13 protein-coding genes are annotated in these 11,677 nt (G+C 66.3%); 9 read left to right on the plus strand and 4 right to left on the minus strand.

The window, feature by feature from the left end; translation table 11 throughout:
* Positions 1 to 173 precede the first annotated feature (173 nt).
* Positions 174 to 1,373, minus strand: a complete 1,200-nt coding sequence (tyrS, locus tag QWY74_RS02415; RefSeq protein WP_264827622.1) for a tyrosine--tRNA ligase — start codon at positions 1,371 to 1,373, stop codon at positions 174 to 176.
* Between the two features lie 113 nt (positions 1,374 to 1,486).
* Between tyrS and QWY74_RS02420 the strand changes: the two genes are divergently transcribed.
* Complete coding sequence (locus QWY74_RS02420) at positions 1,487 to 2,617, plus strand: anhydro-N-acetylmuramic acid kinase (RefSeq protein ID WP_290313679.1); 1,131 nt, start codon at positions 1,487 to 1,489, stop codon at positions 2,615 to 2,617.
* Positions 2,618 to 2,619: 2 nt separating this feature from the next.
* On the opposite strand, the gene QWY74_RS02425 is transcribed toward QWY74_RS02420, so the two are convergent.
* Entirely contained in the window at positions 2,620 to 3,666 is a 1,047-nt protein-coding gene (locus QWY74_RS02425; protein ID WP_290313680.1) for a type IV pilus twitching motility protein PilT, read from the minus strand.
* Positions 3,667 to 3,720: 54 nt separating this feature from the next.
* On the opposite strand from QWY74_RS02425, the gene QWY74_RS02430 reads away from it, so the two are divergent.
* The 5 genes from QWY74_RS02430 to metW are packed head-to-tail and all read left to right on the plus strand — an operon-like array spanning position 3,721 to position 7,745.
* Positions 3,721 to 4,425 carry a YggS family pyridoxal phosphate-dependent enzyme gene (locus QWY74_RS02430; RefSeq protein ID WP_264827615.1) on the plus strand — a complete coding sequence of 235 codons (705 nt, stop codon included), beginning with the start codon at positions 3,721 to 3,723 and terminating at the stop codon, positions 4,423 to 4,425.
* Positions 4,426 to 4,480: 55 nt separating this feature from the next.
* Positions 4,481 to 5,305, plus strand: a complete 825-nt coding sequence (gene proC / locus QWY74_RS02435) for a pyrroline-5-carboxylate reductase (protein ID WP_264827613.1) — start codon at positions 4,481 to 4,483, stop codon at positions 5,303 to 5,305.
* A 26-nt stretch (positions 5,306 to 5,331) separates the two neighbouring features.
* On the plus strand, positions 5,332 to 5,925 hold the full coding sequence (locus QWY74_RS02440; RefSeq protein WP_264827611.1) for a YggT family protein: 594 nt from the start codon (positions 5,332 to 5,334) through the stop codon (positions 5,923 to 5,925).
* Between the two features lie 48 nt (positions 5,926 to 5,973).
* The gene (gene metX / locus QWY74_RS02445) at positions 5,974 to 7,131 is read left to right on the plus strand and encodes a homoserine O-succinyltransferase MetX (RefSeq protein WP_264827610.1); all 1,158 of its coding nucleotides are present in this window, start codon (positions 5,974 to 5,976) and stop codon (positions 7,129 to 7,131) included.
* Entirely contained in the window at positions 7,131 to 7,745 is a 615-nt protein-coding gene (metW, locus tag QWY74_RS02450) for a methionine biosynthesis protein MetW (RefSeq protein ID WP_264827629.1), read from the plus strand. Before metX ends, metW begins: the two co-directional genes overlap by 1 nt.
* A 30-nt stretch (positions 7,746 to 7,775) precedes the next feature.
* Here metW and sfsA read toward each other — a convergent pair whose 3' ends face one another.
* The gene (gene sfsA / locus QWY74_RS02455; RefSeq protein WP_264827608.1) at positions 7,776 to 8,513 is read right to left on the minus strand and encodes a DNA/RNA nuclease SfsA; all 738 of its coding nucleotides are present in this window, start codon (positions 8,511 to 8,513) and stop codon (positions 7,776 to 7,778) included.
* Positions 8,513 to 9,685, minus strand: coding sequence for a pyridoxal phosphate-dependent aminotransferase (locus tag QWY74_RS02460; protein ID WP_264827606.1), 1,173 nt, complete (start codon positions 9,683 to 9,685; stop codon positions 8,513 to 8,515). Before QWY74_RS02460 ends, sfsA begins: the two co-directional genes overlap by 1 nt.
* A gap of 353 nt (positions 9,686 to 10,038) precedes the next feature.
* Here QWY74_RS02460 and dksA point away from each other — a divergent pair, with 353 nt between their 5' ends.
* The 3 genes from dksA (at position 10,039) to QWY74_RS02475 (ending at position 11,668) form a co-directional block, all read left to right on the plus strand.
* Positions 10,039 to 10,476, plus strand: coding sequence for an RNA polymerase-binding protein DksA (gene dksA, locus QWY74_RS02465; RefSeq protein WP_141320454.1), 438 nt, complete (start codon positions 10,039 to 10,041; stop codon positions 10,474 to 10,476).
* Between the two features lie 119 nt (positions 10,477 to 10,595).
* Complete coding sequence (gene gluQRS, locus QWY74_RS02470) at positions 10,596 to 11,480, plus strand: tRNA glutamyl-Q(34) synthetase GluQRS (protein WP_264827604.1); 885 nt, start codon at positions 10,596 to 10,598, stop codon at positions 11,478 to 11,480.
* An 8-nt stretch (positions 11,481 to 11,488) separates the two neighbouring features.
* The gene (locus QWY74_RS02475) at positions 11,489 to 11,668 is read left to right on the plus strand and encodes a hypothetical protein (RefSeq protein WP_264827603.1); all 180 of its coding nucleotides are present in this window, start codon (positions 11,489 to 11,491) and stop codon (positions 11,666 to 11,668) included.
* Positions 11,669 to 11,677 lie beyond the last annotated feature (9 nt).

Genomic DNA, 11,677 nt, shown 5'->3' on the forward strand with positions numbered 1-11,677 from the left:
CATGCCGCTAGCGAGGTTGGCCCGTCGCCGGCAGCGGATGCGTACTATATGACCTCAGCCGGCTTCATGCAAGGAGTTTTTTGCGATAATTGTTTACGGCCATATGACAGCCTGCTGAAACCTGCGTGACAGGGCACTCCACAGCCGCTCGTTCGACCGGCTGAGAGCGCTTATCAGTTGAGAGTCACGCGGGCGTAACGCTTCTTGCCAGCCTGGATGACGTAATCCTTGCCGGTATCCAGCATATGGTCGCGCGCCACCACCTCGCCGTCGACTTTCACCCGGCCATTGCCCAGCATGTCCTTGGCCTGGGCGCTGTTCTTCACCAGGCCGGCCCGGTTGAGGACGGCTCCGATCGGGGCCTGCTCGCTACCCTCGAAATCGACCTCGACTTCCGGCAGGTCTTCCGGCAACTCGCCATCCGCCAGCTGGTTGCCGGCACTGCGATGCGCATTGGCCGCCGCTTCTGCGCCGTGATAACGCCCGATCAGCTCACGCGCCAGTTCCATCTTGATATCGCGGGGATTGTCACCGCGTTCGATACGCTGGCGGAGATCCTCGATCTCGTCATTGTTCTTCAACGACAACAACTCGAAGTAGCGCCACATCAGGCTGTCGGGCATGGAGACCAGTTTGTTGAACATGGCACCGGGCGATTCGTCGACACCGACATAGTTATCCAGCGACTTGGACATCTTCTGCACGCCGTCCAGGCCTTCCAGCAGCGGCATGGTAATGACGACCTGGGACTCCTGGTCAAAGTGCTTCTGCACCTCGCGGCCCATGAGCAGGTTGAACTTCTGATCGGTGCCGCCGAGCTCGATGTCGGCTTCCAGTGCCACCGAGTCGTAGCCCTGCACGAGCGGATACAGGAACTCGTGAATGGAGATCGCCTGGCCACCACGATAGCGTTTTTCGAAATCGTCACGCTCGAGCATGCGAGCTACCGTGCTCTGCGCGGCCAATTCAATCATGTCGGCAGAGCTCATGGCAGAAAACCACTCGGCATTGAAACGCACCTCGGTCTTGGCCGGGTCGAGCACCTTGAACACCTGCTCCTTGTAGGTCTCGGCGTTGGCGCGCACTTCCTCTTCAGTGAGTGGCTTGCGGGTCACGCTCTTGCCGGTCGGGTCGCCAATGCGCCCGGTAAAGTCGCCGATCAGAAAGATGACCTCATGGCCCAGGTCCTGGAACTGGCGCATCTTGGTCAACAGAACGCTGTGCCCCAGGTGCAGGTCCGGCGCCGTGGGATCGAACCCGGCCTTGATGCGCAGGGTGCGACCGGACTCGAGTTTCTTGACCAGTTCGTCTTCCAGCAGGATTTCGTGGGTACCGCGCTTGAGCAACGCAAGCGCGTCGGCGACATCGGACATTCTCTCCTCTCCACTCGGCAAGATGGCCCACCCGGGACCTTGATCGGCGACATTGATGCGCCAATGCTATCATGTCGCACGAAAAACGGTTGAGCCTATTGGCAGGAGATACCATGAGCTTGTTCATCGGCCTGATGTCGGGCACCAGCCTGGATGGCATCGATGCCGCCCTGGTCGACGTGACCCAGGACGCCCCACCGCGGCTGGTGGCCACCCGGGCCGAGCCCATGCCCGGCGAGCTGCGCGATCGTTTATGGACCCTGTGCCATACCGACCGAGTACGCTTCGCCGAGCTGGCCCGCGCCGAGCATGACCTGACACACCTGCAGGCGCAGGCCGTGCATGCCCTGCTCGAATCGCAAGGGTTGGACAGCGCAGCGATCACCGCCATCGGCAGTCATGGCCAGACTGTGGAACATGCGCCGGAAGGCCACGAGGGAGGCCCCGCCTATACCCTGCAACTGGACAACCCGAGCCTGCTCGCGGAGCTCACCGGCTGCCAGGTGGTTGGCGACATCCGGCGCCGCGACCTGGCCGCAGGTGGTCAGGCGGCTCCCCTGGCGCCGGCCTTTCATCAAGCGCTCTTCCGCGCTGCCGACGAGTGGCGTGTGGTGCTCAATCTGGGCGGCTTCGCCAACATCACGGTGCTGCCCCCCACCACCGATGCGCGTGAGCCACTGGGCTTCGATACCGGCCCCGCCAATGCCCTGCTGGATGCCTGGCACTGCCTGCACCGTGACGGCCCCTTCGATGCCGAAGGCGCCTGGGCGGCCTCGGGGCGCCTCGACCCGAAATTGCTCGATCGCCTGCTGGGGGACCCCTTCTTTGACCAGACACCACCGCGCAGCACCGGCCGCGAATATTTCCACCTCGACTGGCTGCGCGCCCGACTCAGCGGCAACGAGTGTCCCGCCGACGTCCAGGCCACGCTCGCCGAGCTGACCGCCAGCAGTATCGCCCAGGGCATCGAGATGGCCCGACAACAGCTGGAAGCCCCGGCAATGACGCGACTCCTGCCCTGTGGCGGCGGGGCGCACAACCCCGACCTGATGGCCAGACTGGCCCGCCAGCTGCCCGAGGCCCGCGTGACCGACAGCAGCGAGGCCGGCTGGCCACCCGATTGGCTGGAGGCCGGCGCCTTTGCCTGGCTGGCCTGGCGGCGACTCGAAGGCCTGCCCGGCAACCTGCCCTCGGTCACCGGCGCCCTCGGACCACGCGTACTGGGCGGCATCTACGCCGCCTAAGCTCAGGGCGCCGCGACGCCCGGCAGGTCAGCACGCGCCAGCGATTGCGCCTCGTCCGGGTCGACCACGCCCGTATTCACCAGGCGGTTCAATGCCGTATCGAGGGTCTGCATGCCCTGGCCCGCTCCGGTCTGCAACACTGAATAGAGCTGGGCCACCTTGTCCTCTCGAATCAGGTTGCGCACTGCCGGAGTTGCCACCAGGCGCTCCAGTGCCGCCACTCTGCCGCCTTCACGACGCTTGAGCAGCACCTGGGAAACCACCGCCTGCAGAGATTCCGACAGCATGGCCCGCACCATCGGCTGCTCGGCCCCCGGAAAGGCATCGATGATGCGATCAATGGTCTTGGTCGCGGAGAGGGTGTGCAGGGTTCCCAGTACCAGGTGGCCGGTCTCGGCCGCGGTCAGCGCCAGCCGCATGGTCTCCAGGTCGCGCATTTCACCGACCAGGATCACGTCAGGATCCTCGCGCAGGGCGCCACGCAGGGCAGCCGAAAAGCTCTGTGTACCCCGCGCGACCTCGCGCTGACTGACCATAGCGCACTGACCCTGATGCACGAATTCCACCGGGTCCTCGATGGTCAGGATGTGCTCGGGGCGTGTCGCATTGATGGCATCGATGATCGCCGCCAGGGTGGTGCTCTTGCCCGAGCCGGTCGGCCCGGTCACCAGCACCAGGCCCTGCCTCAGCCGGGCCAGCGGGCCGAGTTCCGCGGCCAGCCCGAGGGCCTCGAGGCTCGGCACCGTTACCGGGATGGCGCGCAGCACGGCCCCGATGCCGCGACCATGCTCGAAGACATTGCCGCGGAAACGGGCCCCGTCCGGCATGGCCAGCGACAGATCGACCTGCCCCTCGGCCTCCAGCGTCGCCCAGTGCGACTCGCCGAGCAGGCCGCGCAGCTCCCGGCGCAAATCCGCATCGTCGAGGAGCTCACTCCCCAGAGGTCGCAGAGCTCCGTCAACACGCACCATAGGCAACGTTTGCGCCGAAAGATGCAGATCCGAGGCGCCGTGCTTTGCCGAGGATGCCAGCAATTCGGTAATATCCATGCGATTCCCTCGCTCCCTCGCCAGAGGTTCCTGTTGCATGACGGGCCACACGACATGACAGACCCAGCACTTTCCGAGTCACTGGACGCCGCCCGCGCCCGCCTCGCTGCCGCCCTGCAGGCCGCTCGGCGCCCCGAGGGCGAGGCGCGGCTGCTGGCCGTCAGCAAGACCAAGCCCGCCGCCATGATTCGCGAGGCCTGGGGCCTGGGGCTGCGCGAGTTCGGCGAAAACTATGTCCAGGAAGCCCTGGACAAGCAGGCCGAACTCGACGACCTGAGCGATATCGTCTGGCACTTCATCGGCCCGCTGCAGACCAACAAGAGCCGCAGCGTCGCCGAACACTTTTCCTGGGTACACAGCATAGACCGTGAACGCCTGGCCCGACGCCTGGATGCACAGCGGCCCGCGACGCTGCCGCCACTGAACGTCTGCTTGCAGGTCAACATCAGCAACGAGGCCAGCAAGTCCGGCGTGACGCTCGACGAGCTGCCAGACCTGGCGGCCTGCGTCCAGGCACTGCCGAACCTGCAATTGCGAGGGTTGATGGCCATTCCGGCCCAGTACGACGACCCGGACGCACAGCGCCGTCCTTTCCGGCAGCTGCGCGAGGCGCTCGACGCCTTGCGCGAGCACCTGCCCGAGGCACCACTGGATACGCTCTCCATGGGCATGAGCAACGACATGGAAGCCGCCGTGATGGAAGGCGCTACCCTGGTAAGAATGGGCACCGCCATCTTCGGCACACGCGATTATCGCTGACATTGCCGCGCCGACCCGGCGCCCCGCGACTCACCGACAGACACAGGACACCCGCATGACAACTCGAGTGACTTTCATCGGCGCCGGCAACATGGCCGGCGCCATCATCGGCGGCATGATCGACAGCGGCTTTGCGCGTCAGGCGATTACCGCCACCTCGCCGGATGACAGCGTGCTGGCCCCGCTGCGCAAACGCCTGGGCATCCATACCGCCACCGATAACGCCGCCGCCGTGGCCGAGGCCGACGTGGTCGTGCTGGCCGTCAAGCCGCAGATCATGCAGGGCGTCTGCGCCGGCATGCAGACGGCCATCCAGGCTCGCAAGCCGCTGATTCTCTCCGTGGCCGCGGGCCTGCCGGCCGACACCCTCGAGCATTGGCTCGGCGGGGAACTGCCGGTGGTCCGCTGCATGCCCAACACGCCCTCGCTGGTGGGCGCCGGCGCCGCCGGCCTGTACGCCAATGCCCGTGTCAGCGACGATCAGAAGCGCAGTGCCGGCGAGCTGCTCGAGGCCGTGGGGCTGGCCGAGTGGGTCGACGAAGAATCTCTGCTGGATGCCGTGACCGCCGTGTCCGGCAGCGCACCGGCCTACTTCTTCCTGATGTTCGAGGCCATGGAGCAGGCTGGCGCCGAACTCGGCCTGCCCGCCGACACGGCACGCCGCCTGGCCATGCAGACCGCCTACGGCGCCGCCAGCATGGCCATGGACAGCGACCAAACGCCCGGTGAACTCAAGCGCAACGTGATGTCACCGGGCGGCACCACCGAACGCGCCATCCAGCACATGGAAAACGCCGGCCTGCGTGACATCATGCAAGGGGCCATGCGCGCCTGCGCCGACCGCGCGAGTGAAATGGCCGACGAACTCGACAAGCGCTGAAACCCGCTCTACCACGGAGGAGCCCAATGGGCAGTCAACTGGGAAACGCCGGCCTCTTGCTGGTCAACACCATCGTCAATATCTATCTGTTCCTGCTGATGCTGCGCTTCCTGCTCCAGGCATCGCGGGCCGACTACTACAACCCCATCAGCCAGTCGGTGGTCAAGATCACCCAGCCGGCCGTTCGCCCCTTCCAGAGCTTTCTGGGGCCGGTGATGGGACGCTTCGACCTGGCCACCCTGGCGAGCGGCCTGGTCATCAAGCTGATCGCCATCATCGTCGTCCTGCAGATCGCCGGCTACGGCATGGCGCCCCTAGACAGCCTGGCCATCGGCGCCGTGGCGGCACTGGCCAATGCCATCCTGAAGATCTATTTCTTCGCGCTGATCGCCATGATCATCCTCAGCTGGGTCGCGCCCCAGGCCAGCCACCCCGGCGCCCTGCTGATCATGCAGCTGGTGGAGCCGATCATGGCCCCGGTGCGGCGTGTCATCCCGCCATTGGGCATGATCGACCTGTCACCGATCGTGGTGTTCATCGCCATCAACCTGATCGATGGTATCGTAGTGGGTTCACTGATCCGCGCCGCCGGCGTCGTCGGCGTGCTGGTCGGCCTGTGACGAGCGGCACGCTGCCCACAAACGCGAACAAGGGACACGATACACCCGATGACCGAACTGCCTCGTGAATCGGTCGGCCTGGTGACGCCCCAGACGGCGCACTTCGACGACCCCCTGGAGCTTGCCTGCGGCAAGACGCTGCCGGCCTATGACCTGGTCTACGAGACCTACGGCACGCTCAGCGCCGAGCGCAGCAACGCCGTGCTGATCTGTCACGCCCTGTCCGGGCACCATCACGCCGCCGGCTTTCACAGCAGCGAGGACCGCAAGCCCGGCTGGTGGGATGCGCATATCGGCCCCGGCAAGTCCATCGACACCGAACGCTTCTTCGTGGTGTCGCTGAACAACCTGGGCGGCTGCCACGGCAGCACCGGCCCCACCAGCCTCAACCCCGCCACCGGGGAAGCCTGGGGGCCGGACTTCCCGATGGTGACGGTGATCGACTGGGTGCACAGCCAGGCACGGCTGGCCGACCGCCTGGGCATCGAGCGCTTCGCCGCCATCATCGGCGGCAGCCTCGGCGGCATGCAGGTACTGCAGTGGGCGCTCAGCTACCCGGAGCGCATCGCGCATGCCGGCGTCATCGCCGCGACGCCCAAGCTGTCGGCTCAGAACATCGCCTTCAACGAAGTGGCGCGCCAGGCCATCCGCTCGGACCCGGACTTCTTCGATGGCCGCTATGCCGACCATGACACCCTGCCGCGTCGCGGGCTCAAGCTGGCGCGCATGATCGGCCACATCACCTATCTCTCGGAAGACGCCATGGGCAGCAAGTTCGGCCGCGACCTGCGCAGCGAGGACCTGAACTTCGGCTATGGCGAGGAATTCCAGGTGGAGTCCTATCTGCGCTATCAGGGCGACACCTTTTCATCGTCCTTCGATGCGCATACCTACCTGCTGATGACCAAGGCGCTGGACTACTTCGACCCTGCCGCGAACCATGACGGCGACCTCGCCGCCGCTCTGGCCCCGGCGCGCTGCCCCTTCCTGGTGGTCAGCTTCACCAGCGACTGGCGCTTCACGCCCTCGCGCTCAAGGGAACTGGTCGACGCCCTGATTCGCGCCGGCAAGCCGGTCAGCTATGCCAATATCGAATCGTCTCATGGTCACGACGCCTTTCTGCTGCCTGAGCCCCGCTACCAGGCGGTATTCGCCGCCTTCATGGATCGCGTGGCTGATGACGAGGGACTGGAGGGCCGTTTGTGATGCGTACCGACCTGAAACTGATCTACGACTGGGTGCCCGAAAAAGCCCGCCTGCTCGACCTGGGGTGCGGCGATGGCGAACTGCTGGATGCCCTGGCCCGTGACAAGAACGTCACCGGCTATGGCCTGGAGATCGACCCCGAGGGCATCACCCGCTGCCTGGCCCGAGGCGTCAACGTCATCGAGCAGAACCTGGATGAAGGGCTGGCCAACTTCGAGGATGATGCCTGCGACCTGGTCGTCATGACCCAGGCCCTGCAGGCCCTGCGGCGGCCCGACCGGATGCTCGACGAGATGCTGCGCGTCGCCGAGGAGTGCATCATCACCTTTCCCAACTTCGCCTACTGGCGCCACCGGGTGCATCTCGGCATGCGCGGCTACATGCCGGTGTCCAAGTCGCTGCCGCACGCCTGGTACGACACACCCAACATCCACCTTTCGACCTTCAACGACTTCGAGCACCTGTGCCGCCAGAAGGACTTGGTGATCGTCGATCGCGCCGTGGGCGCCGGGGATTATCGCGACCACTGGGCGTCGCGGCTGTGGCCCAACCTGCTGGGCGAAATCGCCATTTTCCGGGTTACCCGGCGGCGCCGCCGAGGGGCGGCGGCCTGAGCCACCACGCCACGATCGGCGCGGCGGCGTTCAGGCGCCGTGCAGGCGCACCGGCAGTGCCGCCGCCAGGCTGATGTCCTCGGGCACAGCATCGGCGCCACGCGCCACCCTGACCCCATGCGCCAGCACCTCGACGCCCTGTCCGGCGACCCGGCGCAGGGTCTCACCATAGGCCGGGTCCAGATGGTCCGCCGGCGCGACATCGGCGATGCCCTCATGGGCCACGCAGAACAGCAGCACCGCGCGGTGCCCACGGGCCGCCAGCGACGCAAGGGCCTCCAGGTGCCGGCGGCCGCGCTCGCTCACCGCATCGGGAAAGTAGCCGTGGCCATCCGTCTCGCGCAGCGTGACCTGCTTGACCTCCACGAAGGTGTCGCTCCCCGCGCTGCCGGGACGCCGGAAATCGAGGCGACTCCCCTCGACCCGGGCCTCGGCCTGCCAGTGCCCGGTACCGGCCAGCGAGGCGATGCGTTGCGCCTGCAGCGCTTCCGCGACGATGCGGTTGGTGCGTCCGGTATGCACCGAGGCCAGTGCCACGCCACCCTTCGGCTCGGGCAGTTCGATCAGCTCCCAGGTCCAGGCCAGCTTGCGTTGCGGATTGTCGCTGGGCGCCAGCCAGACCCGGCAACCCGGCACATTGACCGCACGCATCGAGCCGGTATTGGGGCAGTGCGCCACCACCTCGCGGCCATCGTCCAACTGTACATCGGCCAGAAAGCGCTTGTAGCGGCGCCGCAGGGTACCGCCCACCAGGCTCGGATAACGCATCACGCCATCCTTGGCTGGCGTTGCAGGAAGCGCCCCAGACGCGCCACGGCCTCCTCCAGCCGCGCCACGTCATTGGCGAATGCAATCCGCACATGGCGCTCGCCGCCCTGCACGGCAAAATCCGTTCCCGGGGTGATGGCCACGTTTTCTTCCTCGAGAAAACGCAGACAGAAGGCTTCGCTGTCCTGGCTGTAGTGCGAGATGTCCAGCCACAGGTAGAACGCCCCCTGGGGCGCCAGCGACGGCGCCAGTCCCAGGGCGGCCAGTCCCTTCAGCAGGGCATCACGGCGCGTCTCGAGCTCGCGACGGCGCCCCTCGAGGATCTCCCGGCAGTCGGGCCGGAAAGCCGCCAGGGCGGCATGCTGGGCCGGTGTCGAGGCCGCCAGGAAGATGTTCTGCGCCAGCCGCGACAGAGGCTCGACGGCTTCCTCGGGCGCCACCAGCCAGCCCAGCCGCCAGCCGGTCATGCCGAAGTACTTGGAGAAGCTGTTGACCACAAAGGCATCCGAGCTCACCGCGGTGGCCGAGACCGGTGGCATATCATAGGTCAGGCCCTGGTAGATCTCGTCCACCAGCAGGTGACCGCCGCGCTCGGCCACGCTGGCGGCCAGCTCGCGCAATGCCTCGAGCCCCAGCATATGGCCGGTCGGGTTGGAGGGCGAGGCCAGCATGGCCAGCCGTGTCCGGGGCTGCCAGTGGCGGGCGACAAGCGATGCATCCAGCTGCCAGCCACTGCGCTCGTCCACCGGCACGGCATCCACCTCCGCCCCGGCCAGCGACATGAAGTGCCGGTTGCAGGGATAGGTCGGGTCGGCCATCAGGACCCGGTCGCCGGACTCCACCAGCAACTGGCTGGCCAGCAACAGCGCCCCCGAGGCCCCCGGAGTGACCAGGATGCGCTCGGGCGCCACCGATGCACCGAAGTGTTCGGCGTAGTGGGCCGCAATCGCCTCGCGCAGTGCCGGCAGCCCGCTGGCCGGCGTATAGCGAGTACGACCATGGGCGAGCGCCGACTGTGCGGCCTCCAGCACCGGTGGCGGCGTCGGAAAGTCCGGTTCGCCGATCTCCAGGTGGATCACGTCATGGCCGGCCGCTTCACGCGCCTGCGCCTTTTCCAGCAGGTTCATCACCCGAAAGGGCGCCACGCCATCCAGCCGCGTGCTCCAGCTCATCTTCTTGTCCTCCCGTTGCACTGTGCCCCCCAGGGGTCGTCAAGATCCGTCCAGGCATGTTACGACGTTTGGTCAGGCGACGCAGTGCTGGGGTCACGGCACCGCCACACCACAGTCCTTTACACAACAACCTTGCAAAACTGCCAATTTTTCGCTAAACAAGCATCCCTTTGGCGTGAGATACCTTAGGGGAAACGCTGGAAGCATCGCCTGACGGATCAGGCGTGGCGCCGACACCGAGGCAGGCCAGCGCGGCTGGCCGAGCGTCGGCATTGGCCACCACCTTGATGCAGCGTTCCCGGAGCAGCATGGCGGGTATTGATCAGTAGTCACTCAAGTAGCGAGGCAGTCCCATGCCAGTAGCCGAACAGAAAATGGAAGCGCCCCGGAAATTCACCCCATACGAACCGGCGGCGGATGAAGAGTACATGAACGACAAGCAGCTCGCCCATTTCCGCCAGATTCTTCAGGGCTGGAAGCAGGAGCTGATGGAGGAAGTCGACCGCACGGTGCGCCACCTGCAGGAAGAGGCCAACAACTATGCGGACCCGGCGGACCGGGCCACCCAGGAAGAAGGCTTCAGCCTGGAGCTGCGCACCCGCGATCGTGAGCGCAAGCTGCTGAAAAAGATCAACGAGACCATCGACAAGATCGATGAGGACGACTACGGCTTCTGCGAGGCCTGTGGCGTAGAGATTGGCATCCGCCGCCTCGAGGCGCGCCCCACAGCCACCCTGTGCGTCGACTGCAAGACACTCGCCGAGCTCAAGGAAAAGCAACTCGGCGGCTGATACTAGCCAGCTGAAAATGCCGCGCCGGGCACCGCCCCGGTGTAACCTGGTCACTCTCGCCTGCCCTGCCCGCGTCGCCGCATGCGCGCAGGGTGCGCCGAAACGCCCCGGAGCCGTGCATGCGCGCCTACCGCGGCCGCTTTGCCCCCACCCCCTCAGGCCCCTTGCACCTTGGCTCGCTGATCGCCGCGCTGGCCAGCTATCTGGACGCCCGGCATCAACGGGGGCAGTGGTTGCTGCGTATCGAGGATATCGACCCGCCGCGCTGCGCGGCCGGTGCCGCGGCGACCATTCAGCGCCAGCTCGAGGCCTTCGGCCTGTACTGGGATGGCCCGGTGCACTGGCAGCATGACCGCCATGCCGCCTACCAGCAGGCACTCGAGCGTCTCGCCGCCCTGGAGCTGGCCTATCCCTGCAGTTGTTCACGCAAGCAGTGGCAGGACCATCCCGTCTATCCGGGCTGGTGCCGGGACGGCCCGCGGCAGCCCGACAGCCCCCTCGCCTGGCGGCTGCGTAGCGACCTCGGCCCGACCCCGATCAGCTGGCAGGACCGCCTGTTCGGTCATCAGCAGTTCACGCCGACCGCCATGGGCGATGTGGTGCTCAAGCGCAAGGACGGCCTCTGGGCCTACCAGCTGGCGGTCGTGGTGGATGATGCCGACCAGGGCATCAGCGACATCGTGCGCGGCGCCGACCTTCTCGACAACACCCCCTGGCAGCGACAGCTGCAGCATGCCCTGGGCTTGCCGACGCCTCGCTACCTGCATCTGCCATTGATTCTGGCCGACAACGGGCAGAAGCTGTCGAAGCAGAACCTCGCCCCGGCCCTGCCCGACACCTCCGACGCGGCTCGCCCCTGGCTGTATCGCGCCCTGGTCGCGCTGGATCAGTCGCCTCCCGAGGGCCTGGCGACCGAGCCCGTTGAGACTCAGCTGGCATGGGCCATCGACCACTGGTCTGTGGGCGCCATGGTGGCCTGTCACGCGCGACCGGCGCCCGAGTGAGGCATGTCATGTACGTCTACCGCATCATGCTGTTCCTGGTCTTCGGCGGCTATCTGCTGTCGCCGCTGTTGATGAGTGGCTGGGCCAATCCCGAAATGGCCTGGTACCGCCCCTTCCTGATCTGGGCCGGGCTGATTGCTCTGACGCTGTGGCTGGAAAAGAAGCGCAAGCTGGATGAACGGCGCTAGGGAGTGATA

The organism is Halomonas almeriensis, assembly GCF_030409235.1.
In the GTDB taxonomy this organism is placed as follows: domain Bacteria; phylum Pseudomonadota; class Gammaproteobacteria; order Pseudomonadales; family Halomonadaceae; genus Halomonas; species Halomonas almeriensis.

Coding starts and splice junctions, on each gene's coding strand:
- QWY74_RS02430 (WP_264827615.1), top strand. CDS start 3,721: ATGACAGACCCAGCACTTTCCGAGTCACTGGACGCCGCCCGCGCCCGC.
- proC (WP_264827613.1), top strand. CDS start 4,481: ATGACAACTCGAGTGACTTTCATCGGCGCCGGCAACATGGCCGGCGCC.
- QWY74_RS02425 (WP_290313680.1), bottom strand. CDS start 3,666: ATGGATATTACCGAATTGCTGGCATCCTCGGCAAAGCACGGCGCCTCG.
- gluQRS (WP_264827604.1), top strand. CDS start 10,596: ATGCGCGCCTACCGCGGCCGCTTTGCCCCCACCCCCTCAGGCCCCTTG.
- QWY74_RS02475 (WP_264827603.1), top strand. CDS start 11,489: ATGTACGTCTACCGCATCATGCTGTTCCTGGTCTTCGGCGGCTATCTG.
- QWY74_RS02460 (WP_264827606.1), bottom strand. CDS start 9,685: ATGAGCTGGAGCACGCGGCTGGATGGCGTGGCGCCCTTTCGGGTGATG.
- QWY74_RS02440 (WP_264827611.1), top strand. CDS start 5,332: ATGGGCAGTCAACTGGGAAACGCCGGCCTCTTGCTGGTCAACACCATC.
- metW (WP_264827629.1), top strand. CDS start 7,131: ATGCGTACCGACCTGAAACTGATCTACGACTGGGTGCCCGAAAAAGCC.
- metX (WP_264827610.1), top strand. CDS start 5,974: ATGACCGAACTGCCTCGTGAATCGGTCGGCCTGGTGACGCCCCAGACG.
- QWY74_RS02420 (WP_290313679.1), top strand. CDS start 1,487: ATGAGCTTGTTCATCGGCCTGATGTCGGGCACCAGCCTGGATGGCATC.
- sfsA (WP_264827608.1), bottom strand. CDS start 8,513: ATGCGTTATCCGAGCCTGGTGGGCGGTACCCTGCGGCGCCGCTACAAG.
- dksA (WP_141320454.1), top strand. CDS start 10,039: ATGCCAGTAGCCGAACAGAAAATGGAAGCGCCCCGGAAATTCACCCCA.
- tyrS (WP_264827622.1), bottom strand. CDS start 1,373: ATGTCCGATGTCGCCGACGCGCTTGCGTTGCTCAAGCGCGGTACCCAC.